Source organism: Rhodococcus sp. GA1, assembly GCF_024321955.1.
Lineage (GTDB): Bacteria > Actinomycetota > Actinomycetes > Mycobacteriales > Mycobacteriaceae > Rhodococcus > Rhodococcus pyridinivorans.
Map to the genome: position 1 here is coordinate 2,571,344 of NZ_CP097186.1, position 25,104 is coordinate 2,596,447.

General features: G+C 67.6%; 24 protein-coding genes. 15 read left to right on the top strand and 9 right to left on the bottom strand.

Translation table 11 applies throughout. The annotated features are described in order from the left end of the window. Nucleotide 1: 1 nt before the first annotated feature. From M3330_RS12085 to M3330_RS12110, 6 genes are all read right to left on the bottom strand, one after another. Nucleotides 2-814, bottom strand: a complete 813-nt coding sequence (locus M3330_RS12085; RefSeq protein ID WP_255024879.1) for a GvpL/GvpF family gas vesicle protein — start codon at nucleotides 812-814, stop codon at nucleotides 2-4. Next, nucleotides 814-1,224 (bottom strand): gas vesicle protein GvpJ, encoded by a 411-nt coding sequence (gene gvpJ / locus M3330_RS12090; protein ID WP_255024880.1) that lies wholly within the window; start codon nucleotides 1,222-1,224, stop codon nucleotides 814-816. Before gvpJ ends, M3330_RS12085 begins: the two co-directional genes overlap by 1 nt. Next, complete coding sequence (locus M3330_RS12095) at nucleotides 1,221-2,483, bottom strand: SRPBCC family protein (RefSeq protein ID WP_255024881.1); 1,263 nt, start codon at nucleotides 2,481-2,483, stop codon at nucleotides 1,221-1,223. The genes gvpJ and M3330_RS12095 overlap by 4 nt, the downstream gene beginning before the upstream one ends. A gap of 5 nt (nucleotides 2,484-2,488) precedes the next feature. Next, nucleotides 2,489-3,184, bottom strand: coding sequence for a hypothetical protein (locus M3330_RS12100; RefSeq protein WP_255024882.1), 696 nt, complete (start codon nucleotides 3,182-3,184; stop codon nucleotides 2,489-2,491). Nucleotides 3,185-3,481: 297 nt separating this feature from the next. Next, nucleotides 3,482-4,009: a TIGR04338 family metallohydrolase gene (locus M3330_RS12105; protein ID WP_019290529.1), complete on the bottom strand. Its 528-nt coding sequence runs from the start codon at nucleotides 4,007-4,009 to the stop codon at nucleotides 3,482-3,484. Next, entirely contained in the window at nucleotides 4,006-4,815 is an 810-nt protein-coding gene (locus tag M3330_RS12110) for a DUF2786 domain-containing protein (protein WP_033098495.1), read from the bottom strand. The genes M3330_RS12105 and M3330_RS12110 overlap by 4 nt, the downstream gene beginning before the upstream one ends. A gap of 97 nt (nucleotides 4,816-4,912) precedes the next feature. On the opposite strand from M3330_RS12110, the gene M3330_RS12115 reads away from it, so the two are divergent. The 7 genes from M3330_RS12115 (at nucleotide 4,913) to M3330_RS12145 (ending at nucleotide 13,385) form a co-directional block, all read left to right on the top strand. After that, nucleotides 4,913-6,367, top strand: coding sequence for a sodium:alanine symporter family protein (locus M3330_RS12115; RefSeq protein ID WP_255024883.1), 1,455 nt, complete (start codon nucleotides 4,913-4,915; stop codon nucleotides 6,365-6,367). A 47-nt stretch (nucleotides 6,368-6,414) separates the two neighbouring features. Further along, nucleotides 6,415-7,488 (top strand): ABC transporter ATP-binding protein, encoded by a 1,074-nt coding sequence (locus M3330_RS12120; RefSeq protein ID WP_255024884.1) that lies wholly within the window; start codon nucleotides 6,415-6,417, stop codon nucleotides 7,486-7,488. A gap of 157 nt (nucleotides 7,489-7,645) precedes the next feature. Then, nucleotides 7,646-8,929 carry an ABC transporter substrate-binding protein gene (locus M3330_RS12125; RefSeq protein WP_255024885.1) on the top strand — a complete coding sequence of 428 codons (1,284 nt, stop codon included), beginning with the start codon at nucleotides 7,646-7,648 and terminating at the stop codon, nucleotides 8,927-8,929. Between the two features lie 17 nt (nucleotides 8,930-8,946). Continuing rightward, nucleotides 8,947-10,020, top strand: a complete 1,074-nt coding sequence (locus tag M3330_RS12130) for a carbohydrate ABC transporter permease (RefSeq protein WP_255024886.1) — start codon at nucleotides 8,947-8,949, stop codon at nucleotides 10,018-10,020. An 83-nt stretch (nucleotides 10,021-10,103) separates the two neighbouring features. Beyond that, on the top strand, nucleotides 10,104-10,925 hold the full coding sequence (locus M3330_RS12135; protein WP_033098494.1) for a carbohydrate ABC transporter permease: 822 nt from the start codon (nucleotides 10,104-10,106) through the stop codon (nucleotides 10,923-10,925). Continuing rightward, on the top strand, nucleotides 10,922-11,113 hold the full coding sequence (locus tag M3330_RS12140) for a hypothetical protein (RefSeq protein WP_064256082.1): 192 nt from the start codon (nucleotides 10,922-10,924) through the stop codon (nucleotides 11,111-11,113). Before M3330_RS12135 ends, M3330_RS12140 begins: the two co-directional genes overlap by 4 nt. A 142-nt stretch (nucleotides 11,114-11,255) precedes the next feature. Then, nucleotides 11,256-13,385 carry a transglycosylase domain-containing protein gene (locus tag M3330_RS12145; protein WP_064256083.1) on the top strand — a complete coding sequence of 710 codons (2,130 nt, stop codon included), beginning with the start codon at nucleotides 11,256-11,258 and terminating at the stop codon, nucleotides 13,383-13,385. A 37-nt stretch (nucleotides 13,386-13,422) separates the two neighbouring features. Here the strand turns inward: M3330_RS12145 and M3330_RS12150 are convergent, their stop codons facing one another. Beyond that, entirely contained in the window at nucleotides 13,423-14,010 is a 588-nt protein-coding gene (locus M3330_RS12150; RefSeq protein ID WP_024102478.1) for a TetR/AcrR family transcriptional regulator, read from the bottom strand. Between the two features lie 81 nt (nucleotides 14,011-14,091). Between M3330_RS12150 and M3330_RS12155 the strand changes: the two genes are divergently transcribed. From M3330_RS12155 to M3330_RS12165, 3 genes are read left to right on the top strand one after another with little or no spacing between them, the layout of a single operon-like run. After that, nucleotides 14,092-15,324 carry an acyl-CoA dehydrogenase family protein gene (locus M3330_RS12155; RefSeq protein WP_006550825.1) on the top strand — a complete coding sequence of 411 codons (1,233 nt, stop codon included), beginning with the start codon at nucleotides 14,092-14,094 and terminating at the stop codon, nucleotides 15,322-15,324. A gap of 16 nt (nucleotides 15,325-15,340) precedes the next feature. Continuing rightward, nucleotides 15,341-16,414, top strand: a complete 1,074-nt coding sequence (locus M3330_RS12160) for a phosphotransferase family protein (RefSeq protein ID WP_064060737.1) — start codon at nucleotides 15,341-15,343, stop codon at nucleotides 16,412-16,414. Continuing rightward, nucleotides 16,411-17,169, top strand: a complete 759-nt coding sequence (locus M3330_RS12165) for an SDR family oxidoreductase (protein ID WP_006550823.1) — start codon at nucleotides 16,411-16,413, stop codon at nucleotides 17,167-17,169. The genes M3330_RS12160 and M3330_RS12165 overlap by 4 nt, the downstream gene beginning before the upstream one ends. Nucleotides 17,170-17,257: 88 nt before the next feature. Here the strand turns inward: M3330_RS12165 and M3330_RS12170 are convergent, their stop codons facing one another. Together M3330_RS12170 and M3330_RS12175 are read right to left on the bottom strand one after the other, a co-directional pair. Beyond that, on the bottom strand, nucleotides 17,258-18,358 hold the full coding sequence (locus tag M3330_RS12170; RefSeq protein WP_006550822.1) for an inositol-3-phosphate synthase: 1,101 nt from the start codon (nucleotides 18,356-18,358) through the stop codon (nucleotides 17,258-17,260). Continuing rightward, entirely contained in the window at nucleotides 18,351-18,908 is a 558-nt protein-coding gene (locus M3330_RS12175; RefSeq protein WP_006550821.1) for a PadR family transcriptional regulator, read from the bottom strand. Before M3330_RS12175 ends, M3330_RS12170 begins: the two co-directional genes overlap by 8 nt. 253 nt (nucleotides 18,909-19,161) lie before the next feature. Here M3330_RS12175 and M3330_RS12180 point away from each other — a divergent pair, with 253 nt between their 5' ends. The 5 genes from M3330_RS12180 (at nucleotide 19,162) to M3330_RS12200 (ending at nucleotide 25,090) form a co-directional block, all read left to right on the top strand. Continuing rightward, nucleotides 19,162-19,563 (top strand): DUF5318 family protein, encoded by a 402-nt coding sequence (locus M3330_RS12180; RefSeq protein ID WP_082921003.1) that lies wholly within the window; start codon nucleotides 19,162-19,164, stop codon nucleotides 19,561-19,563. A gap of 15 nt (nucleotides 19,564-19,578) precedes the next feature. Beyond that, entirely contained in the window at nucleotides 19,579-19,755 is a 177-nt protein-coding gene (locus tag M3330_RS12185) for a hypothetical protein (RefSeq protein ID WP_153811623.1), read from the top strand. Between the two features lie 523 nt (nucleotides 19,756-20,278). After that, entirely contained in the window at nucleotides 20,279-22,978 is a 2,700-nt protein-coding gene (locus M3330_RS12190) for a transglycosylase domain-containing protein (protein WP_255028900.1), read from the top strand. A gap of 9 nt (nucleotides 22,979-22,987) precedes the next feature. Continuing rightward, complete coding sequence (locus M3330_RS12195; protein WP_219129711.1) at nucleotides 22,988-24,580, top strand: glycosyltransferase family 87 protein; 1,593 nt, start codon at nucleotides 22,988-22,990, stop codon at nucleotides 24,578-24,580. 27 nt (nucleotides 24,581-24,607) lie between these two features. Beyond that, nucleotides 24,608-25,090 (top strand): RNA polymerase subunit sigma-24, encoded by a 483-nt coding sequence (locus tag M3330_RS12200; RefSeq protein WP_247849658.1) that lies wholly within the window; start codon nucleotides 24,608-24,610, stop codon nucleotides 25,088-25,090. Nucleotides 25,091-25,104: the final 14 nt, after the last annotated feature.

A 25,104-nucleotide genomic window follows, 5' to 3' on the forward strand; every position in this document is an offset into this window, starting at 1 on the left:
GTCAACTTCCTTCGCCGGGGTCGGATTTCGCCACGAAGTCGTAGGCCGCCATCGGGCCGAGCAACGAGACCTCGACCCGGTTCTCCCATTCCCGACCCAGTTCCTGCAGGGCCTGTTCGAGTTCGTCCTGCCGCTCGAGTTCGACGAGGACGGCGATGTGCACGGCATCCTGCTCGTGCGTGGGTTGCCGCTCGTTGACCATCGGGTCGAGCGACGACAGGGCCTCGACCGTGCGGCGCGTGTCCTCGTTCCGTTTGGCCTCGATCGCCGCGTTGATGATTTCCCCGAGCGCCATTCGCGCCTCGCGGGTCGCGTCCTCGGACTGGCCGCGGATCTGCTCCCGCAACTGCGCCGCCTCGGAGTTCTCCTCGAGGATCTCCTGCAGGATCGCCTTCTCGTCGTACCGTCCCTTCACGACGAACTGTGCGAGACCGTCGAGTTGGTCGAGGGCCGAGGCGAGTTCGTCCTCGTTCCCCTCGAGCAGTTCCGCGGCCACCGCGTCCCGGTCGGTGAGGACGGCACCGAATCTCAGCGGGAGCACGGGGGCGACCGTCACGGTCCCGTCGAGCAACGCGGCGTGCGCCTCGAGATCGTCCGGTGTGCCGAGAGCGCGATCGGTCGGGATCTCGCTCACCAGTGCAGCGATGCGACCGGACTTGACCACCGACACCTCGGCCGGCGGATTGCCCACCCCTTCCGCATGCTCCTCCGGTTCCACATCCGACGGGACGATGCCGTAGACGTAGACCGCAGTGGTCGTGGCGGTTTCGTCGCTGTCGCCCTGCTCGGGTCGTTCGGTCTGTTCGGTGGACATCAGTCCTCACCCCTGCGTGATCGTCGAGCGGGCTGCCGCTGCTCCTGGACGTCCCCGAGGAACTCGCTGACTTTCTCCCCCGCAGCCTCGAGCGCGCCCTTCGTCTTGTGCTTGGAACCGCCGGAGGTGATGTCGCCGACGAGATCCGGAAGGCCCTTCGGCTCGTTGTCGGAGATCTCGAGCGGGTTCACCGCTTCCGCGAAACGCAGATAGGTGTCGACACTGGCCACGACGACGCGGGCGTCGATGGTGAGCAGTTCGATACCGACGAGCGAGACACGCACGAACGCGTCGATGACGAGGCCTTTGTCGAGGATGGTGTCGATGACGTCGGCGAGGCCGGACGAGTTGGGACGGGCCATACCGCCCCCGCCGCCTCCACCGCCGCCCCCTGCAGGTTGGATGGTCATGACCGGGATCCTCTCGAGCGGGACGAGCGCGTACCGGTGCTCTTCGTCGCCCGGGTCCGCTTGGCGGGCGCACGTTTCCGAGGCGGTTCGGGCTCTTCCTCTTCGTCGTCGGGTTCTTCGTCGGAGGACTCGTCATCCTCGGGATACTCGTCCTCGAGATCCTCCTCGTCCTCGGCCGACTCCTCGTCGCCTTCGTCCTCGGACGGCTCACTCTCCTCGAAATCCTCGTCCTCGTCGCGGATCTCGTCCTCGTCACCGGAGGCGTCGGTCTCCCACTCCTCGCCGTTCTCGCCGGTGTCCTCCTGCTCCTCTTCCTCCCGGCGCGCGGTCTCGTCGTCCTTGACGACCTCGCTGTCGCGGATCTCGCCGTGCCAGCCGACGACGTCGTCGGGATGCAACACGGCTTCGGTCATGACGTGGCGCCGGAAGTGCTTCAGTTCCAGGCGTGACCGGCGACCCACCGCCCGCCACAGATTCGCGGTGCGCTCGAACAGGCCCCGGGGGTGGTACTCGAGCACCAGGAGTATCCGGGTGAGATCCGGTGTGAGTTCATGGAAGGTCACCGCGCCGTCGATGTAACCTTTTCCTCCCTTGGAACGCCACACGATCCGTTCGAACGGCACCTGTTCGAGGATCGTGGACTCCCAGTTCCGACGCGACCAGAAAACCTTGCCCGTCCAATGGAGTTTCTCGTCCTGGACCTGCTCGACCTGTTCGACCTTCTTCATGAACTTCGGCCAGTCGGCGAATTGCGTCCACAGGTCGTAGGCCAGATCGACCGGCACCCCCACGTCGATGCTCTCGACGATGTTGGTGAGCTTGATCTTCTTGTTGCCGCCGCCGCCCCCCTTGCCCCCGCCGGTGACGGCCTCCTTGACGTCCTCGAACTTGTCCTTCGCCGTGTTCTTCAGATTCTCGAACCCCGAGCTCGCCGCCGCCTTCAGCGGCGACTCGCCCTGAGCGAGCTTGTCGACGCCGGTGAGCGCACTGGCCAGATTTCCGCCTTTGCCCTCGGAGTAATCCTGTAATCGTCCCGCCGTGCCGGTGACCCTGTCCGACAGGCTCGACAACGCATTCTGCGCGACGGTTCCTGCGAGGCCCTGCAACGACTGCTGCAGACCGCCGGTCAGTCCGCCCGTGGCCTTCCCCGCCGTGTCCGAGGCGGTGCGGCCCGCCTTACCGGCGGTATCGGTCGCGGTCTTCCCGGCCTTGCCCACCGCGTCGGCGACTCCGCCCGATACATCGCTCAACCTGGCCATCGCTCTCACCCCTTCGTTCGACGTACGGGCGCACGACCGGAGGAGGAGGACGACGCAGTGCTACGCGCTGCGCGCTTGCGCGGCTTCGGAGGTGCCTCCTCCGAGTCGTCCGGATCTTCGCTGTCGGCCGTCTTCTTGCTGCGGGACGTCCGCGGACGGGATGTGGCGCGGGCTTCACGGCGCCGCGGTGCGGGACGCTCGGGTTCCGGCTCCTCTTCGTCGCCCGAATCCTCCTCGCCCGAATCCTCTTCGTCGGAACCCTCTTCGTCCGTCTCGTCGTAATCCGGCTCCTCGTCCCGATTCCGGCTGCCGCAACGCCTGCTGCCGCGACTTTCCTCCTCGTCGCGTGATTCGTCGTATTCGTCCTCGTATTCGGCATCCTCGGGTTCCTCCGATCGCCCGCCACCGCTCGCACGGGACTGCAGACGTTCGTTGAGGGCGTCGATCCGGTTGCTGGCCGCGGTCACGGCAGCGGCACGAGCCGCATGCATGAGTTCTCCGCGTACGGATTCGGTGATCTTGTTGATCTCGGGAGACGAGCCGAGCATCGAGGCGCTGCGCTGCAGGAGTTCCTGCGGATTGCTGGGCAGTTTGCCGGTCATTCCGGCACCGGCGAGCATCATGGCCACCCGCATCTTCTTGGTACGGCCGAGGAAATATCCGATGCCCACACCGAGGGCGACTCGTGCTCCGGGTTTCATCACCGTTCTCCTTCGTATGCCGCGCGTCGTGTGGCGTGCTCGGAAGGGGCCGGGGAGGTCTCGGTACGGTACGCAGCCGATGCGCGTCTTTGTGTGATGCAAACCGCAGTACGTCACTCGAGGCCTTGATTCGCGTGCTTCGTAGGCATGCGGATTCCGGAGTGAACGACGGGCTCGAAAAGTACCAATCAGTATGTCGTGCAGCAGGATACGATGCTTGCTACAGATCTCGACCGGCCGTCCGCGGGCATGCCGAAGAAAGGTTCTCGAGCCGGTAAGGATTCCGGAAACCGGAGGCTATCGCCGCGGATGCACCGGGGTGGCGATCCCTGTCGCCTGCAAAGCGAATGCTGCTTCTGGACCGATTATTTCGCCGACGAGTGCGAGGAAGCGGTCGACGAAGGCCGGCCCGTGGGCCCCCTCGGTGGCGTCGTCTGGATCCTGCGGATCGAGATGGTGCGCGAGTTCGTGCAACACCACCATCTCGCGGAACGCCCACGCGGTGTTCACCCGGTGTTCGGGAAGAGCGATCGTCGCGCAGTCGCGTTCGTAGTGTGCGGCCGCGTTGCCCGCACGGGCCCGCACGCGCACCGGCACGGCGGCGCGCTCCCACCGGGTGCGTACCCAGTCGAGGGCGAGCACGGCGTCGATGTAGTCCTGGACCGAGGCGATGGAGGCGAACCGTCTCTCCACCGGGAGCGTGACGTGGGAACCGGCGACCTCGACGGTCCGCAGACCGCGCTCGTCGGCGCGGTCGAGCATCTTCCGTACGATGGACTCCGCTTCGTACACAGCGGTTCTGCGGGTGTCGCGCACCTTGGTCACCGTTCCAGCCTCCTCGGAGCCGACGGCAGTTCGGGTGCCGTTCCCAGCCGGGCCGCGCGTCCGGCGCGGTCGCCCGCGCGCCGGGCATCGGCCGAGCGCGCCGACGGGGCCCGGTTTCCCCGCCAACTGCCCCGTGCCTGCGACGTACTGCGGTAGAAGTCCTGCAGTTCCAGACTCTTCCCACGCAACACCAACGCCGTACCGGGCGCGGATGTTTCCACCTCGCGTTCGATCTCTTGCTTCGCCTCGGCCAGCCGGGCGCCGATGCGGGCGGCAAACGCCGACTGGAAGTTCAGCCGGGCCGTCACCGCGGCAACGGGCTTGCGCACGCGTGTGCGCACACGGCGGCCACCGCGTTCCTCGACGACGGTGCGCACCGTGGTCTCGTTCCGGTAGGTGCCCTCGCGCAGATATGCGTCGGACGCCCGCACCATCTGCACGAGCAGGGAGGAGTACAGCGCCTCGCACACGTCGATGTCGTCGGCGAAGCCGTAGGCGTAGATGACGGTGGAGTTCGCGGTGATGTCGCACTGCACGTCGTTGGCCCCGGCGATCGCGATGAACAACTGGGCGTAGGTGCGCAGTCCCTTCTTGCCCGTCTCGCCGATGGTGATCAGTCGCTGCACGGGAGTCGCGCGGCGTTCCTTCGCCGCCGTGTGACTGCGCGCGACCGCCAGATCGATCGAGGAGGACGTCGCGAGCCGCTGCGCCGCGGCGAGGAAGGCGTCGGCCTCGTGAGGGTTGTCGGTGGACTCCGCCTGGCGGAGCAACCCGCCGATACGACTCAACATCTTGTCCGAACTCACCCAGCGAGCGTAGAGCTTGGCACCGACTCCGCCCACGAGACCGGGAACACGCACGAAGTTCCTGCGAAACCACCCGCGACCCACCAAGATCGTGCAGGTGGACACTGCGGTCGATTTCGTCACCGATATCAACGACACGTTCTGGTATGCGGTGATCGCACTGCTCATCGGTTCGGGTCTGTACTACACGTTCCGGTCCCGGTTCATCCAGATCCGGCTCCTGCCCGACATGCTGCGCTCCGTCGTGGAGAAACCCGAGAAACTACCCAACGGGGAACCGGGCCTGTCCGCATTCCGGGCCTTCTCCGTCTCGGCCGCCTCCCGCGTGGGAACGGGCAACGTCGCCGGTGTCGCGATCGCGATCAGCCTCGGTGGTCCCGGAGCGGTGTTCTGGATGTGGGCCATGGCCCTGATCGGTGCGGCGACCGCCTTCCTCGAGTCCACTCTCGCCCAGCTGTACAAGGTGCGCGACGAGGACGGCACCTTCCGCGGCGGCCCCGCCTACTACATGCAGTACGGGCTGCGGAAACGCTGGATGGGCATGATCTTCGCGGTCATCATCACCATCACCTACGGTTTCGTGTTCAACGCGGTGCAGACCAACTCGGTCGTCGATGCGGTGTCGGGTTCCATCGGGGAGAAGACCACGGCCCTCCAGGTGATCGTGGGCCTGGTCGTCGCCCTCCTCGTCGGCGTGGTGATCTTCGGTGGGATCCGCCGCATCTCCGGCGTCTCCCAGGTCGTCGTGCCGGTCCTGGCGTTCGTCTACCTGGTCATCGGCATCATCGTCGTGATCCTCAACATCGGTGAGGTCCCGACCGTCTTCCGGCTCATCGTCGAGAACGCCTTCGGTCTCGAGGAGATCGTCGGTGGTGGTTTCGGCGCCGCCTTCATGAACGGCATCCGACGAGGGCTCTTCTCGAACGAGGCCGGTATGGGCTCCGCCCCCAACGCCGGTGCCGCCGCCGCCGTCTCCCACCCGGTCAAGCAGGGCCTGGTCCAGAGCCTCGGCGTCTACTTCGACACCCTGCTGGTCTGTTCGATCACGGCCTTCATCATCCTGCTGTCGGAGCCCGAGTTCGGCGGCGGTCTCGAGGGCGCCGCCCTGACGCAGAATGCGCTCGCGCTGCAGCTCGGCGACTGGACGGTGCACTTCCTCGCCGTGCTGATCTTCTTCCTCGCGTTCACCTCGATGATCGGCAATTACTACTACAGCGAATCCAACATGGAGTTCCTCACCGGATCGCGCCGCATCCTGCCCTACCTCCGGTCGGCGGTCGTGCTGTGCGTCTTCCTCGGGGCCATCGGATCGCTGCCGCTGGTGTGGGCCCTGGCCGACCTCGCCATGGGAGTCATGGCCATCGTCAACCTCATCGCCCTGATCCCGCTGTCGGGTGTCGCCTACGCCCTGTTCCACCACTACAGCGCGCAGCGCAAGCAGGGCCGTGATCCGGTCTTCCACGCCGGTGACGTCCCGGGCGTCCGGGGGATCCAGGTCTGGAACGACGACGACGTCACGCCGGTCGAGAACCGATCGAGCGACGCACGGTAGATTCCCCTACCGCACGAGCGTGTTCCGCTTCGGAAAGGATCTGCGAGATGGCGTCGGTGACCTTCGACAAGGCCACGTGCCTGTTCCCCGGCTCGACTACGCCCGCGGTCGACGCGCTCGACCTCGAGATCGAGGACGGCGAATTCCTCGTCCTGGTCGGGCCGTCGGGCTGCGGCAAGTCGACCTCGCTGCGCATGCTCGCCGGCCTCGAGGAGGTGCACAGCGGGCGCATCCTCATCGGTGACCAGGACGTCACCGGGCAGGATCCGAAGGAACGCGACATCGCGATGGTGTTCCAGAACTACGCCCTCTACCCGCACATGTCGGTCGCGGAGAACATGGGCTTCGCGCTGAAACTGGCCAAGACACCCAAGAACGAGATCCGCGAACGGGTCGTCGAGGTCGCGAAGATGCTCGACCTCGAGCAGTTCCTCGACCGCAAACCCAAGGCGCTGTCCGGCGGTCAGCGTCAGCGCGTCGCGATGGGGCGCGCCATCGTCCGCCAGCCGCAGGTCTTCCTCATGGACGAGCCGCTGTCGAACCTCGACGCCAAACTCCGCGTGCAGACCCGCACGCAGATCGCACAGCTGCAGCGCCGCCTCGGCACCACCACCGTCTACGTCACCCACGACCAGGTCGAGGCCATGACGATGGGCGACCGCGTCGCGGTGCTCGAGAAGGGCATCCTGCAGCAGTGCGCATCGCCGCGTGTGCTCTACAACCGGCCCGCGAACGTCTTCGTCGCCGGCTTCATGGGCTCGCCCGCGATGAACCTCTTCCGCCTCCCGGTCTTCGACCGCGGCGCGATGATCGGCGACACCCACGTACCGGTGCCGCGCGACGTGGTCGGCCAGGTCACCGAGAAGGAGGTCGTGCTCGGGATCCGGCCCGAACACCTCGAGATCTCGAACGAGGGTCTGGCCATGGATGTCGACGTGGTCGAGGAGCTCGGCTCGGAGGCCTACGTCTACGGCCGGGCCGACGTCGGCGGGATCGGCCAGCAGATCGTCGCCCGCAGCGACTGGCGCAACCCTCCGCAGAAGGGCGACCGGCTGTACCTGCGCTTCGACCCCGAGCACGTGCACGTCTTCGGAACGTCCGACGGGAAGCGGATCGGCTGATCACCGCTCCGGGATCGGTCTGCGGAGTCGACACTCGACCGATTCAGGATGGGCGGAATGCCGACTTTTACCGGTGCTGCGTGCCACAGTAGTGGCCGGTGTCGGTGCAGCTGGGTCACCGACGTGTGTTCTACGACCTCGAAATGGGGAGTTGTTGATGGTTCTGAATACGAAGGCGATGCGGAGGGCTGCGATCGCCGCTACGGCCGCGACCGCGCTCGTTCTCGCGGGCTGCTCGTCGGACAACGGTGGCGACGACACCTCGACCGGCGGCGAGGATACCGCTGCTTCCGGTGAGGGCCGCGGCCCCATCACGATCGTCGAGGGGCAGGATCCCCTGAACGCGGCGCTCGAGAGCATCATCGCCGACTGGAACGCCGAGCATCCCGACGAGCAGGTGACGTTCAAGCCGCTGGCCAAGGAGGCCAACGACCAGTACGACGACATCGCTCAGCGCATGCAGGCCAAGAGCGACGAGTACGACCTCATCGCCGTCGACGTCACCAACACCGCGGAGTTCGCCGCGAACGGCTGGCTGCTCCCCCTCGAGGGCGACCTGGAGATCGACACCGGGGGCGTGCTGCCCGCGACCGTCGAGTCGGGCACCTACAACGGCACCCTGTACGCCGCCCCGAAGAACACGAACGGCGCGTTCCTCTACTACCGCACCGACCTCGTCGACGAGGCGCCCGCGACCTGGGACGACCTGAAGGCCGAGTGCCCGAAGGCCGAGGAGGCGGGTATCGCCTGCTACATCGGTCAGTTCAAGAACTACGAAGGCCTGACGGTCAACGTCACCGAGATCGTCAACGCCTTCGGTGGCTCCTTCGTCGCCGAGGACGGCCTGACCCCGGCCATCGACGACAAGACGGCCGAGGGCCTGCAGTTCATCGTCGACAACTTCGAGGACGGCATCATCCCGGCCGCCGCGCAGACCTACACCGAGGGCGAGTCGCAGACCGCCTTCGGCAACGGCGAGGCACTGTTCCTGCGCACGTGGCCCGGCTTCTACACCGACGGTGAGACCTCGTCGGTCGCCGGCAACTACGGCATCGCCGTCCTGCCCGGCATCGACGGCCCCGGCGTCTCGACGCTCGGCGGCTACAACGTCGGCATCAGCGCGTTCTCGGATGCTCCCGCCACCGCGCGTGACTTCCTCGAGTTCATGCAGACCCGCCAGTCGCAGATGTACTACGCGGAAGCGGGCGGCGCCCCGGTTCTCGCCGAGGTCTACGACGACGCCTCCATCCTCGAGCAGTACCCCTACTTCTCGACGCTGAAGGAGGTCCTCGAGGCCGCCAAGCCGCGTCCGGCGTCGCCGTACTACTCGGCCGTGTCGAAGGCGATCTCCGACAACGCCTACGCTGCGATCCGTGGCGAGAAGACCGTCCAGCAGGCGCTGGACGACACCAAGGCCGGCATCGAGACCGCCGGCAACTGATGCTCTAGGAGCAGTACATGGCTGACCCGCAGGTCGACAATCCCGCGGATCCGCCACACGCCCCCGCGGTCGGGACCGTCCCCGGTCCCGACCGCGGACGTGTCGGCGGACGTCACCGCGTGCCCGCGCCTCCCGCCGCGGCGGTGGAGACGCGGCGCAAGGTCCCGGTATGGATGTTCGTCGCACCGTCGATGCTCGTCCTGGCCGTGATCATCCTGTACCCGCTCGGACGAGCGGTGTGGATGTCGCTGCACGGTGACTCGAAGCGACTCGACCCCGAGACGGGCCGATTCGTCACCGGCGGTTTCGTGGGGATCGAGAACTACACGCGCTGGATCACCCAGACCTGCAACACCGCCACCGGTTCGATCCCGTGCCCTCCGGGCACCCTCGGCTCCCAGTTCTGGCAGTCGATCTTCAACACCTTCTTCTTCACCGTCGTCACGGTCTCGCTCGAGACGGTGATCGGTTTCGCGATGGCGATCGTGATGGCCAAGTCGTTCCGGGGTCGCGGCCTGCTGCGCGCCTCGGTGCTGGTGCCGTGGGCGATCCCCACCGCCGTCACCGCCAAGCTGTGGTTCTTCATCTTCGCCAACGACGGTGCCGCCAACAAACTGCTCGGCACCGACTACCTGTGGACCGCCGATCCGTGGCCCGCGCGCTTCGCGATCATCGTCGCCGACGTGTGGAAGACGGCACCGTTCATGGCGCTGCTCATCCTCGCCGGCCTGCAGATGATCCCGCAGGACGTCTACGAGGCCGCGAAGGTCGACGGCGCGAACGCCTGGCAGCGGTTCAAGATGATCACGCTGCCGCTGGTCAAGCCCGCCCTCATGGTGGCGATCCTGTTCCGCACCATGGACGCGCTGCGCATGTACGACCTGCCCGCGATCATGATGGGGTCCAATCCGGCGACGTCCACGATCTCGGTGCTCGTCGTCGACCAGATGCGTCAGGGTTCGAACTCCGCGTCCGCCCTGTCGACGATCACCTTCCTGCTCATCTTCGCCGTCGCCTTCGTGCTGGTGCGGTTCCTCGGCGCCAACGCGGTGAGTACGCAGGAGAAGCAGCGTAAGGGGGAGGTCGTATGACCGTCACCACCGAGATTCCCCGGAGCCGGCCGGAGCCGGAGCCCACGCCGGTGCAGACCCGCAAGGTGCCGTTCAAGCGCAGGATGAGCACCGTCGGCACCTATCTGGGTGTCGCGCTGATCGTCGTGTGGGGCCTGGCCCCCTGCTACTGGATGATCGTCACGGCCCTGCGCGACCCGTCGGAGACGTTCAGCACGACCCTGTGGCCGTCGAACCCGACACTGCAGAACTTCGCCGACGCGCTCGACCCCGACGCCAAGGTCAACTTCTCGCGGGCGCTGCTCAACAGCGTCATCATCGCCGGCGCCACCACGGCGGTCGCGCTGCTGCTCGGCGTGTTCACCGCCTACGCCCTGTCGCGCTTCGAGTTCCGCGGTAAGTACTTCGTCACCGGCATCATCCTCGGCGCGTCGATGTTTCCGGTCGTCGCGCTCGTGACGCCGCTGTTCCAGCTGTTCACCGACATCGGCTGGATCGGCAAGTACCAGGCGCTGATCATCCCGAACATCTCGTTCGTGCTGCCGCTGACCGTCTACACGCTCACCTCGTTCTTCTCCGAACTGCCGTGGGAGCTCGAGGAGGCCGCCCGCATGGACGGCGCGACGCGCGGGCAGGCGTTCCGCCTGGTCATGCTGCCGCTCGCGGCACCTGCGCTGTTCACCACGGCGATCCTCGCCTTCATCGCGACCGTCAACGAGTACCTGCTGATGTCGCAGCTGTCGAGCGAGAGCACGGCCCCGGTGACGGTGGCGATGGCACGGTTCACCGGCACCGACCCGTACGTCACCCCGTACGCGTCGATCATGGCCGGCGGCACGCTCGTCATGGTGCCGCTCGTGGTGATGGTGCTGCTCTTCCAGCGACGCATCATCTCGGGTCTGACCGCGGGTGGCGTCAAGTCGTGAGGAAGGTTCCGCGCCGGAACCGACTCGAGATGCTGCTCGGCCTGCTCACGGTGTTCACGGTGATGGCCGTGATCTCCGCGGTCGCCGAGCTGACGTCGCCGCAACCCGGCATCGTGCCGTCCCTCGTGCTGCTTACATTCGTCGTGATGTGGGGGTTCGCGTTCCGCGCGTGGCGCCGATCGGGCTGACCCTGTCGTGACGATGGCCCCGCCGTGACGTGAGAAGGAGCACCGTACCGGTGTTCCGGAGGCGTCTCGTCGTCGTTTCCGTACCATACGGTGGGCGGGAGACCCTCCCGTCCGGATTTCCGGTACCGAGAAAGTGGAACGAGTGACGAGCCCGACAAGGTCGACATCCTCGCGCGCCGCCGCGGCCGCAGCGAAGAAGCGCAGGGGACGCATCGTTCGCTACGCCGTACTCGTCGCGTTCGTTCTCGCCGTGCTCGTCCCGCTCGGGATCTTCGCCACCGCCTACTACTCGGCGGAGGTGCCGACCCCGGCGGACATGAAGACGAACCAGCTCGCGCGGGTCTACGCATCCGACGACGCCACCGAGATCACCCGGGTGGTCCCGCCGGAGGGCAACCGTGTCGAGGTCGGGATCGCGCAGATCCCCGAGCACGTCCGCAACGCCGTGCTGTCGGCGGAGGACCGCAACTTCTACAGCAACCCGGGCTTCTCGATCACCGGTTTCGCACGCGCAGCCCGCGACAACGTCATGGGCAAGGACACCGCCGGCGGCGGTTCCACGATCACGCAGCAGTACGTCAAGAACGTGCTCGTCGGCTCCGATCGCACGCTCGAACGCAAGATGCGCGAACTCGTCATCTCCACCAAGATGGCGCGGCAGTGGTCGAAGGACGAGATCCTCGAGGCGTACCTCAACACCATCTACTTCGGTCGTGGCGCCTACGGCATCGGCGCGGCGTCCCAGGCGTACTTCGGCAAGCCTGTCGAGGAACTGTCGGTCTCCGAGGGCGCTGTCCTGGCCGGGGTGATCCAAACACCGTCGTCGCTCGACCCCGAGTACAACCTGCCTGCCATCGAGGAGCGCTGGAACTACGTGCTCGACGGCATGGTCGAGATGAAGGTCCTCGACCCGGCCGAGCGGCCGGACCAGGTGTTCCCCCCGACGGTGCCGTCGGACACCCTCGTGCTGGCCACCGAGGCGACCGGACCGGAAGGTCACATCCGTACCCAGGTGCTGCGTGAGCTGTCCGCGGCGGGGATCAGCGAACAGGCCCTCAACACCGAAGGTCTGCGCATCACTACCACCATCGACCTGAAGGCCCAGCAGGCGGCGATCGACGCCGCTCGGTCCACGCTGTCCGGCGAACCCGGGGAACTGCGCACCGCCGTGGTCTCGATCGATCCCCGATCCGGTGCCGTGCGCGCCTACTACGGCGGTGAGGACGGTGCCGGTTTCGACTTCGCACAGGCCCCCGTCCAGACGGGTTCGGCGTTCAAGGTGTTCGGCCTGCTCGCCGCGCTCGACGACGGGATCGGCCTCAACGCGCGTTTCGACAGCTCCCCGCTCACGGTGGGCAATATCCGCATCGGCAACGTCGAGGGTGAGTCGTGCGGACGTTGCACGATCGCCGAGGCGCTCAAGCGGTCGCTGAACACGAGCTTCTACCGGCTCATGATGTCCATGTCGAACGGCCCGCAGAAGATCGCCGACGCCGCGCATGCGGCGGGGATCCCGCTGACGATCCCCGGGGTCGAGGGGCAGACGCTGAGCGAGAACGGCGGTCCGCCGGAGGGCGGCATCGTCCTCGGCCAGTACCAGGCACGGGTCATCGACATGGCCTCCGCCTACGCGACGATCGCCGCGTCCGGTGTCTTCCACGAGCCGTACTTCGTGCAGAAGGTCGTCACGGCCGACGGTGTCGTGCTCCTCGATCGTCCGCCGTCACCCGGCGAGCAGCGCTTCGACGCCGCGGTCGCCGACAACGCAACCCAGGCCATGATGCCGATCGCCGCATACTCGCGCGGACACGCGCTCGCCGGTGGCCGGCCGTCGGCGTCGAAGACCGGCACCACGCAGCTCGGCGACACCGGGTTGAACAAGGACGCCTGGATGGTCGGGTACACGCCGTCGCTGTCGACGGCCGTGTGGATGGGCACCCCCGACGCCGGGGCGATCACCAACAGCTGGGGCGGGTCGATCTACGGTTCCGGACTGCCGTCGGACATCTGGAAGAGAACGATGGACGGCGCCCTCGAAGGCACGCCAGTCGAGAGCTTCCCGTGGCCGGCGCCGATCGGTGGTCAGGCGGGTGTCCCGAAGGACGCCGGCATCGAGGCCACCACCGCTCCCCCGGCGCCGACCTTCCAGCTGCCCGACCTGTCGAACCTGCCGCCGATCACGATTCCCGCGCCCCCGGTCGATCTGCCTGTCCCCGTGCCTTCGCAGATCGAGGTGTTCCCCGGCGTGACGATCCAGATCCCCGGCTTGTAGATCCGCACTCCGCCCATCGAGGGGAGGTGGTTCGGGTCTACGGCCCGGCCAGCACTGTCGGCAGCAGCGCGGCCGAACAGTCGACGACCTCGTCGACGCTCGGTGTGCCTTCGCGGAACCGGTCGATGGCCAGCGACTCCACGAACGCCCACCACGCCCGCAGCCGCATGCGGGTGACGGGGGTGTCATCGCAGCCCAGCGCCGCGACGACCCGCTCGACCATGGTGTCGCGCATCGAGTCGTGGATGTCGCGGATCTGAGGGTCGGAGCCGACGCCGCTGTGGAAGAACGTCTGGTAGTTGTCGCCGTGGCGGTCGATGAACGACACGAACGGGTGCAGCACCGCCCGGAGGGGATCCTGCTCGTCCGGATCGGGATCCGCCGCGCGGAGCAACCGGCGTGATGCGGCGCCGACGACGGCGACGTAGAAGTCCTGCTTCGTGGGGAAGTAGCGGAACAGCAGGCCGCGGGAGATGCCGGCGATCTCGGCGACGCGGTCGATCGACAGGGCGTGGATCGGGCGCGTCGACAGCTCCTGCAGCCCGATCGCCACGAGTTGCCGGCGACGTTCCTCGGGTGGCAGGCGACGCCGTCCTTTGGACGCCTCTTGTCGCGGGGTGCTCATACCGATAGCCTAACTGAGCATCGCTCAGTTACGACCGCCCGACCGGGCAGATTCCCGGTCGAACTCGACGGAAGGCACCCGATGGATTTCGCACAGTCCGAGCGCAGTCGCGACTATCTCGAACGCCTCCGAGCGTTCATCGTCGCCGAGGTCACGCCCGTCGAACAGCGACTGCGGGCCGAGCGACGCACCCCGGGCGAGGGACGACGCGACATCGACGCCGCCGAGAGGTGGGCCGTCTCCCCCGAATTCCGCGAGCTGCAGCGCAAGGCCCGCGCCGAGGGCCTGTGGAACCTCTTCCTGCCCGACGCCGAACTCGGTGCCGGACTGTCGAACATCGAATACGCCCCGCTCGCCGAGGAGATGGGCCGCTCGCAGTTCGCCTCCGCGGTGTTCAACTGCGACGCCCCCGACACCGGCAACATGGAGGTCCTCTACCACTACGGCAGCGAGGCGCAGAAGGAACAGTGGCTGCGCCCGCTCCTCGACGGTGAGATCCGTTCGGCCTTCTGCATGACCGAACCCGAGGTCGCGTCGTCGGACGCGACGAACATGGCCGCGACCGCCGTGGTCGAGGGCGACGAGATCGTGCTCAACGGCCGTAAGTGGTGGAGCACCGGCGTCGGCCATCCCGACTGCAAGGTGCTCATCTTCATGGGCCTGACCGATCCGGAAGCCCACAAGTACCAGCGACATTCGATGGTCCTCGTGCCCTTCGACACCCCCGGCGTGAAGGTCGAACGCATGCTCCCGACGATGGGCTTCTTCGACGAGCCCGGCGGCCACGGCGAGGTGTCGTTCACCGACGTGCGACTGCCGCTCGATGCCGTCATCGCCGGTCCCGGACGAGGATTCGAGATCGCCCAGGGCCGGCTCGGTCCCGGCCGCATCCACCACTGCATGCGCCTCGTCGGGCTGGCCGAGCACACCCTCGAACTCGCGTGTCGCCGCGGCCTCGAGCGCACCGCCTTCGGCAAGCCGATCATCAACCTCGGTGGAAACCGCGAACGCATCGCCGACGCCCGTATCGCGATCAACCAACTGCGGCTGCTCGTCCTGCACGCGGCCTGGCTGCTCGACACGCAGGGACTCGCCGGAGCGCGCTCGGCGGTCTCGGAGATCAAGGTCGTCGCACCGCGCGTCACCCAGCAGATCGTCGACTTCGCCATCCAGATCCACGGTGGTGGCGGGCTTTCCGACGACTTCCCCCTCGCCGGTGCGTGGACGGCGGCGCGAGCACTGCGTCTCGCCGACGGACCCGACGAGGTGCACCAGGGGCTCGTCGCCCGGTTCGAACTCGGCAAGTACGCGTGAGAGGGAGATTTCGACGATGACCACACTTCCCGACAACGCCCGCACCGTTCGCGAGGAAGACGCCTTCGACGTCGACGCGGTCGCGGCCTGGCTCGCCGAGCACGCCGGCATCACCGGAGTGCCGGAGGTCCGCCAGTTCTCCGGCGGCGCATCCAACCTGACCTACCTGCTGCGCTATCCGGATCGCGATCTCGTGCTGCGCCGGCCGCCGGCCGGGGCGAAGCCGTCGTCCGGGCACGACATGGCACGTGAGTACCGCATCCAGTCGATGCTCGCACCGGTCTACCCCTACGTGCCCACCATGATCGGCCTGTGCACCGATCACAACGTGCTCGGCAGCGACTTCTACGTCATGGACCGCGTTCCCGGCACCATCCTGCGGACGAATCCGCCCACGCAACTCGACCTCTCCGAAGCGGATACCCGCACCCTGTGCCTGCGCATCGTCGACCTGCTCGTCGAACTGCACGGCATCGATCCGGAGTCCGCAGGACTGTCCGAACTGGGTCGCGGATCCGGTTACGTCGCACGGCAGGTCGCGGGCTGGACGTCGCGCTACGCCAAGGCCCGCACCGACAACGTCCCCGACTTCGCCCGTGTCACCGAGTGGTTGGCGGCTCGGCAGCCGCAGGACGTCGCGCAGACCGTGATCCACGGCGACTTCCGGCTCGACAACATCGTCCTCGACGAGAACGATCCGCTGAATCCGGTCGCGGTCCTCGACTGGGAGCTGGCCACCATCGGCGACCCCCTGATGGACCTCGGCTCGTCGCTCGCCTACTGGGTCCAGGCGGACGACGACGACATGCTGCTCCTGACGAAGCGACAGCCGTCCGATCTCCCCGGCATGCTCACTCGTCAGGAGATCGTCGAATACTATTCCGAGCGAACCGGACTGCCGGTGGACGGTTGGGGATTCTACGAGGTGTTCGGACTGTTCCGCCTCGCCGTGATCGCCCAGCAGATCTACTACCGCTATCACCACGGCCACACCTCCAATCCTGCCTTCAAGGACTTCTGGATCGTGGTCGGCTATCTCGAATCCCGTTGCAGTGCATTGATCGATCGATACGAGAAGGAGAGCCGATGAGCCGCCCGCAGCGACGGAACATCCTCATCACCGGTGCGAGTTCCGGCCTCGGTGCCGGAATGGCGCGTGAATTCGCCGCGCGAGGAAGGAATCTCGCGCTCGCCGCTCGGCGCGTCGAACGGCTCGAGGAGCTGCGGGACGAACTGCTCGCCGCGTACCCGGGCATCACCGTGAGCGTGCGCGCTCTCGATGTGAACAAGCACGACGACGTGTTCACCGTCTTCCGCGAGTTCGACGAGGAGCTCGGTGGTCTCGACCGGGTGATCGTCAACGCCGGCCTCGGCAAGGGACAACCGCTCGGTACCGGCTACTTCCGCGCGAACGCCCAGACGGCGAACACCAACTTCCTCGGTGCACTGGCGCAGAGCGAAGCGGCCCTCGAGCTCATGCGGCCCCGTGGGCGCGGGCACGTCGTCCTCATCTCGTCCATGAGCGCGGTGCGGGGCATGCCGCGCAACCTGACGACCTACGCCGCGTCGAAGGCCGCCGTCGCCTCGCTCGGTGAGGGGATGCGGGCCGACCTCGCCGACACCGACATCTCGGTGAGCACGATCTTCCCGGGATACATCCGGTCGGAGATCAACGAGAAGGTGAAGAAGGTCCCGTTCATCGTCGACACCGAAACAGGTTGTCGCGCACTGGCGGCTGCGATCGAGAAGGAACCGGCCAAGGCGTACGTGCCGGGCTGGCCGTGGATTCCGCTCGGCTACGCGATGAAGGTGCTGCCGCTGTCGGTGATCCGGAAGATGGCGTAGGCGGGTCCGGAACCCACAGCGGCAACGGCGAAGGCCGCATCCCACGTGAGGGATGCGGCCTTCGCCGGAAATACTGCCGGAGAACGACTTACGCGTCGGCTCCGATGATGAACGCCTCGAGCTGGGCACGAGCGGAATCGTCGGCCATCTGGACCGGCGGGGACTTCATCAGGTATGCCGAAGCCGGGAGGATCGGGCCGCCGATGCCGCGGTCCTTGGCGATCTTCGCCGCGCGGATGGCGTCGATGATGATGCCGGCCGAGTTGGGGGAGTCCCAGACCTCGAGCTTGTACTCGAGGTTCAGCGGGGCGTCACCGAAGGCGCGACCCTCCAGGCGGACGTATGCCCACTTGCGGTCGTCGAGCCACTGCACGTAGTCGGAGGGGCCGATGTGCACGTCGCGGTCGTGGACCTTGCCGGCGAGGGGGCCGTTGAGGTTCGACGTGACGGCCTGGGTCTTGGAGACCTTCTTCGACTCCAGACGCTCGCGCTCGAGCATGTTCTTGAAGTCCATGTTGCCGCCGACGTTGAGCTGGTACGTGCGGTCGAGCACGACACCGCGGTCCTCGAACAGCTTTGCCATCACGCGGTGGGTGATGGTGGCGCCGACCTGCGATTTGATGTCGTCGCCGACGATCGGGACACCGGCGTCGGTGAACTTCTGCGCCCACTCGGGGTCGGAGGCGATGAACACGGGGAGAGCGTTGACGAAGGCGACGCCCGCGTCGATGGCGCACTGCGCGTAGAACTTGTCGGCCTCTTCGGAACCCACGGGGAGGTAGGAGACGAGAACGTCGACCTGGGCGTCCTTGAGCGCCTGAACCACGTCGACGGGCTCGGTGTCGGACAGCTCGATGGTCTCGGCGTAGTACTTGCCGATGCCGTCGAGCGTGTGGCCGCGCTGCACGGGCACGCCGAGCGGCGGCACATCGGCGATCTTGATGGTGTTGTTCTCGCTCGCGAGGATCGCCTCGGACAGGTCGAAGCCGACCTTCTTGGCATCCACGTCGAACGCGGCGACGAACTGGACGTCGCGCACGTGGTAGGGACCGAATTCGACGTGCATCAGGCCGGGGACGGTGGTCTCGGCGTCCGCATCCTTGTAGTACTCGACGCCCTGGACCAGGGAAGAGGCACAGTTCCCCACGCCCACAATGGCCACGCGCACCGCGGTGCTGTTCTCACCCATGGTCGGGTTCTCCTTCTTTGTTGCGTGCTGCTGACGACTGCTCGGCGGCGATGAGTTCGTTGAGCCAGCGCACCTCGCGCTCGCTGGACTCGAGGCCGAGCTGATGGAGCTGACGGGTGTAACGATCGAGTGTGCCGCTGGCCCGTCCGATCGCATCGCGGAGCGCTTCTCTGCGCTCCTCGACCTGGCGGCGCCTGCCTTCGAGAATTCGCATCCGCGCTTCGGCGGGAGTGCGACCGAAGAAGGCGAGGTGCACGCCGAATCCGTCATCGGTGTAGTTCTGCGGTCCCGTGTCGGCGACCAGCTCGGTGAAGCGTTCTCGACCCTTCGGGGTGAGCTGATAGACGCGGCGGGCACGTCGTTTCACGGGACCGGGAATTCCCGGATCCTCTTCGATGAGGCCGTCCGCCTGCATTCTCCGCAGAGTCGGATAGAGCGACCCGTAGGAGAAGGCGCGGAAGGCTCCGAGGAGCCCGGTCAGACGCTTGCGCAGCTCGTAGCCGTGCATGGGCGATTCGAGGAGGAGCCCGAGTATCGCCAGTTCCAGCACGGGTCACCTCCTGTTTCCGTTCGAACCAACCGATTGATACGACACGGAACTATATCGCGCCGATATATACGACGATACGCCCCATACGGTTCGTGTCACGTCCGGTTGCGGGCGGGCACCCTTCGCCGGACCCGATCGGACATGCGTCGGTGCCACCTCGACCACCCGTCTTCGATGTCCGGTGGGCCACTCCCCGCCCCTCGCCGCATCGCCCGCACGTACTCTGGAAGCCGTGCGAATTCAGCGGCAGGTGGTGGACTACGCGTTGCAGCGGCGCTCGCTGCTCGCAGAGGTCTACTCGGGGCGACGCGGAGTCAGCGAGGTCTGCGACGCGAGCCCCTATCTGCTGCGGGCGGCGAAATTTCACGGCCGGGGCAGCGATGTGATGTGCCCCATCTGCCGTAAGGAGCAGTTGACTCTTGTCTCGTGGGTCTTCGGCGACAAACTCGGTCCGGTGTCCGGGTCGGCGCGCACCCCCGAAGAGTTGGTGCGTCTGGCCGCCAGCCAGGAGGAATTCTCGGTTCACGTGGTCGAGGTGTGCCGCACCTGCAGCTGGAATCACCTGGTGCAGTCGTACGTCCTGGGATCGCAACCAGCACCCGAGAGCCCGCGTCGCCGGTCGACGGGATCGAGCCGTCGTACCGCCAGCGAGTGAAGGGGTACCGGCAACGTGCCCGTACGCTTTCTCGTGGAGTTCGCTCCTGGGTCCGACCCGCACGACCTGATCGTCGCGTCGTCCGCTGCGCACATCGTCGATCGACTGCCGTCCGTCGGCATCGCCGATCGGCTCTTCGTGGAGCAGTGTCGAGGCCGCGGCGTGATGCGTCGCGAGAACAGTTGGAGATGAGTACGTGAGTTCCCCCGACAACGAACCCGAGGACAACAAGGCCGTCCCGCCCCAGCGCAGCGGTCCCGCCGGACCGCAACCCGGGCAGCAACGTCCCGGTCCTCCTGCCGGTGCCGGTCAGGGACAGCCGGGTCCGGGACAGCCCGCTCCGGGACAGCAGCGCCCTGCCCAGGGCCCGGTGCAGGGTCGTCCGTTGCCGCCGCAACCGCGCCCGCAGGGCCAGCCGGGAGCACAGGGCCAGCCGGGTCGACCGGGCGGACAGCCCGGTGGTCCCGCAGGTCAGCAACCGCCGCGCCCCGGCGGCCGGCCGCCGTACCCGCCCCAGGCTCCCGGTCAGGGACAGCGTCCTCAAGCCCCCGTCCAGGGACAGCGCCCTCAGTCCCCCGGCCAGGGACAGCGTCCTCCGGCTCCCGGTCAGGGGCAGGGACCGGGCCCCCAGCAGGGCCGACCGGGACAGCCGTACCCACCGCGCGGACCGGTGCCCGCCCCGGGCGCCAACCAGCCGCGTAACCCCAACCAGTCGATGCCGCCGCGTCCCGGCACGTTGCCGCCCGGCGCGGTGCCTCCCGTCCAGCGCACGCCGCAGGCCGACCCGACCGTCGCCATGCGTCCCGGAGCGGACGCGGCAGGTGCGCAGCGTCCCGGAGCGGACGCGGCAGGTGCGCAGCGTCCCGGAGCGGACGCGGCAGGTGCGCAGCGTCCCGGAGCGGACGCGGCAGGTGTACAGCGTCCCGGAGCGGATGCCCCGACGCAGCGGGTCTCCGCGGCGAGCGCTGCAGTCGGTGCGAGTGCTGCAAAGAGTGCGAGTGCTGCGGACGATGCACCCACGACGCGCGTTGCCGGTGGCCCGCCCGCAGGCGGACCTCCCACGGTTCCGCCCGGTGGCGGTTCGGGTGGCGGCGCCGGGGGTGGAAAGGGCGACGGCAAGAGCAACCGCTGGCGCACGATCCGCCGGATCGGTTACGGCGTGGTCGCCGCCGGCATCCTCGTCCCGATCCTCATGTTCATGCTGGCGTACATCGTCCAGGACGTGCCGCGCCCCGGTGAGCTGCAGACGAACCAGGCCGCGACCATCTTCAACTCCGACGGCCAGGGTGTCATCACGAAGGTGATCCCACCGGAGGGCAACCGCACCGAGGTCGAACTCGACGCGATCCCCGTGCACGTCCGCAACGCCGTGCTCGCCGCCGAGGACCGCGATTTCTACAGCAATCCCGGCTTCTCGGTCACCGGCTTCGCGCGTGCCGCCCGCGACAACGTGCTCGGCCGCGACAGCGCCGGTGGTGGTTCGACCATCACCCAGCAGTACGTGAAGGTCGCCGTCGTCGGTTCCGAGCGGACGTTGACGCGAAAGCTCAAGGAGCTGGTGCTGTCGACGAAGATGGCGAACCAGTGGGCCAAGGACGACATCCTCGCGGCCTACCTCAACACCATCTACTTCGGTCGCGGTGCCTACGGCATCGCAGCGGCGTCGAACGCGTACTTCGGCAAGCCCGTCGGTGAGCTCACCGTCGAGGAGGGCGCCGTGCTCGCGTCGTCGATCCAGTTGCCGTCGCTGCTCGATCCCGAGCAGAACCCCGAGGGTGCGGAGGCGCGCTGGAACTACGTGCTCGACGGCATGGTCGCCGCCGGCACGCTCGATGCCGCCGAACGGTCGGGTATGAAGTACCCGGCCTACGTGCCGATCGCTGAGCTCGACAACGGCGACCAGTCGTCCGGCCCCGAAGGTCTGATCAAGAACCAGGTGCTCGCCGAGTTGTCCCGCGAGGGCATCGACGAGAACCTCCTCAATACGGCCGGTCTCCAGATCACCACGACGATCGACCCCCAGGCCCAGCAGTCGGCGGTCGAGGCGGCGCAGAGCAATCTCGAGGGCGAACCCGAGGAGTTGCGTACCGCGGTGGTGTCGGTCGATCCCCGGTCCGGGGCGATCCGCGCCTACTACGGCGGGGAGAGCGGTGTCGGTTACGACTTCGCCCAGTCCGGTCTGCAGACGGGGTCGTCGTTCAAGGTGTTCGGCCTGGCCGCCAACCTCGACCAGGGCGTGCCGTTGTCGCAGACCTACGACAGCGGTCCGCTGACGGTCAACGGCATCAAGATCGGCAACGTCGAGGGCGAGTCGTGCGGGCAGTGCACCATCGCCGAAGCGCTCAAGCGGTCGCTGAACACGAGCTTCTACCGGATGATGCTCGAGATGGACAACGGCCCGCAGGCCATCGCCGACATGGCGCACAAGCTGGGTGTCGCGAAGGAACTGCCGGGCATCGGTGAGACACTCACCGAGCCGGAGGGCGTCGGCCCCAACTACGGCATCGTGCTGGGCCAGTACCAGTCGCGCGTGCTCGACATGGCCTCGGCGTACGCCACGCTCGCGGCGTCCGGCCGTCATCACGAGCCGTACTTCGTGCAGAAGGTCGTGACGTCCGACGGCGAGGTGCTCCTCGACCGTGGCACCCCTGCCGGTGAGCAGGTCGTCGACGCGGCGGTGGCCGACAACACCACTTCCGCGATGACCCCGATCGCCGCGTACTCGAACGGCCACGCCCTGGCCGGCGGCCGTCCGTCCGCGTCGAAGACCGGTACCGCTCAGCTCGGCGACACCGGCTCCAACAAGGACGCGTGGATGGTCGGTTACACCCCGTCGCTGTCGACCGCGGTGTGGGTCGGCACCGAGGAGGGCCTGCCCCTCGAAAACAGCTGGGGCGGCATGATCTACGGCTCGGGTATCCCGTCGGACATCTGGAAGGACACGATGGACGGCGCTCTCGAAGGCACCGAGGTCGAGTCGTTCCCGAAGCCGGAACCGATCGCCGGTGTCTCCGGCGTGCCGGCGTGGACCGCGTCGACGACAGCTCCGGCCACCCGTGAGCAGACCACCACCTCGCGTGTCGTGCCGAGTCTTCCCGAGGTTCCGGAGATCACCACGCAGAACGTGGAGATCTTCCCCGGCGTCACCATCCCCGTTCCGGGTGTCGCCCCGCAGACGACCACCCAGAACGCGCCCTCCCGTCCCGGCAACGGTGGTCAGGAGGAGGAGAGCGAGGATACCGGCGGCGGAACCGGCGGTGGTACCGGCGACGACTCCGACGAGGGTGGATCGCCTCCGCAGAACCGCATCCCGGGACTCGAGAGCCCCGCGATCCCGGGCGCGCAGGGAGGCGGATTCCAGGGCGCGCAGGGCGGTAGTCCCCAGGGCGCGTTCGAATACGCTCCGGCCGGGTAGCCTCGCCGCGTGAGCGACGACCGGGGATCCGACGCCCGGCCGGTGGTGTCCGCTGCACCACCGGCCGAGGATCGTCGTTCCCTGGACTGGCGCGACACCCCCGGGCGTACCGACCCGACGGTGTCGCGCCTGACCGCCGTCATCGGCGGTCCGGTGGGCCGGCACGCCGTGCTCGGGCGCACCCGCTTCTTCACTCCCCTGCGGGCGATGTTGCTGCTCGCGGTCGTCTTCCTCGCCTTCGGCTGGTTCACGAAGGCGGCCTGCGTCCAGCAGGGACCCGTCGGTCCCGACGGCGCGCTCGGCCTGGACTGGAGCGGCAACCGGCAGTACGTGGCGATGTGTTATTCCGACATCGTTCCGCTCTACGGTGCCGAACGGCTCGCCGAGGGCGCCTTCCCGTACCGGACGTCGTGGGAGGAACCCGGCCCGGACGGGCAGGTGCAGACCCGGTACATGGAGTATCCGGTGCTCGCGGGGCTCTACCAGTACGGCTCGATGCGCATCGCGAAGGCGTGGGACGCCACACCGTGGCTCCCCGATGCACTGCAGGTCGCGATCTACTTCGCCGTCGTCGCGGTCGGTCTCGCGCTCGCCTGGCTCGTCACGGTGTGGGCCACCGCGATGTCGGCGGGCCGCAGGATCTGGGACGCCGCGCTCGTCGCGGCGTCACCACTGGTCGTGGTGCACGCCTTCACGAACTTCGATGCCCTGGCCACGGCCTTCGCCGCGGGTGGTCTGCTGGCGTGGGCCCGCCGTCGACCGGTTCTCGCCGGCGTCCTGCTCGGCCTCGGTGCGGCGACGAAGTTGTATCCCTTGCTGTTGCTCGGTCCGCTGCTGGTGCTGTGCCTGCGGACCGGCCACCTGCGGTCGTTTGCCCGCACCGCGGGAGCGGCCGCCGCGGCGTGGCTAGTGGTGAACCTGCCGATCATGGTGCTGTACCCGAGCGGGTGGGCGGAGTTCTTCCGACTCAACTCCGATCGCGGAGCGGATCCGGATTCGATCTACAACGTGCTGCACTCGTTCGTGGGCTGGCCGGCCTGGTCGGCCTCGACCTTCAATGGGGTCTCGCTCGTGTTGTTCGCCGCGGCCTGCGCCGCGATCGGGTGGATCGGGCTCACCGCGCCGCGCCGTCCCCGCCTCGCGCAGCTGTGTTTCCTTCTCGTCGCGGCCTTCCTGCTCACGAACAAGGTGTGGAGTCCGCAGTATTCGCTGTGGCTCGTGCCGCTCGCCGTGCTGGCCGTACCCCACCGGCGCGCACTGGTCGCCTGGATGACGATCGATGCGCTGGTGTGGGTTCCGCGCATGTACTACTACCTCGGTCCCGATCGGAAGGGGCTGCCGGAGCAGTGGTTCACCGCCACGGTCTTCCTGCGCGACGTCGCCGTCGTGGCACTGTGCGCGGTTGTGCTGTGGCAGATCCGGCGTCCGGTGCGGGATCCCGTGCGGTACGGCTTCGTCGACGATCCCGTCGGTGGTGTGCTCGACCAGGCTCCCGACCGTCCGCCACGATGGCTGCCCGCCAGGTTGCGACCTGCTCACCATCGGGTCACAAGAGAAGAATCATCCGAACGAGGGATGTCGGAGACTTCGTCGGTCCCCTAGGCTCGGGAACGAGCACGAGGGGGGACAATGGCGAGCGGCGGACGGGGATTCGGAGCGGGGACGGATGTCACCGCCTCACAGTTCACGACGTGTGAGTTGGCGTGGACGGTCGCGAGCGGCGACGCCACCGCGATCCCACGACTTCTGCGCGACCTGCATCCGCTCGTGATCGCCTACTTGCGGGCCCGTGCGAAAGCCGCCGGAGGTACCATCGCCGACGCCGATCGTCTCGCCCTGGCTGCCTGCCGTGCGATTCTCGCCGAGCTCACCGCGCCGTCCGGAGCCGACCGGCCTTTCCTGCGGTTGGCCTACACGCTGGTCGCCGACGCGGCCGATGCCGAGTTCGCGAGCCCGCGGGCCTTCCCTCTGACCCGACTCCAGCAGGAGATCCTCATCCTGCGCACCATCGTGGGCCTCGACTCGTGGCAGACCGCGGTGGCGCTCGCCGTGGCGCCGGGACGGGTCGGTGTCGAGCAGCACGCGGCGCTGAGTTCCCTGCGCGCGGCCTGAACCGGGTGGACAGA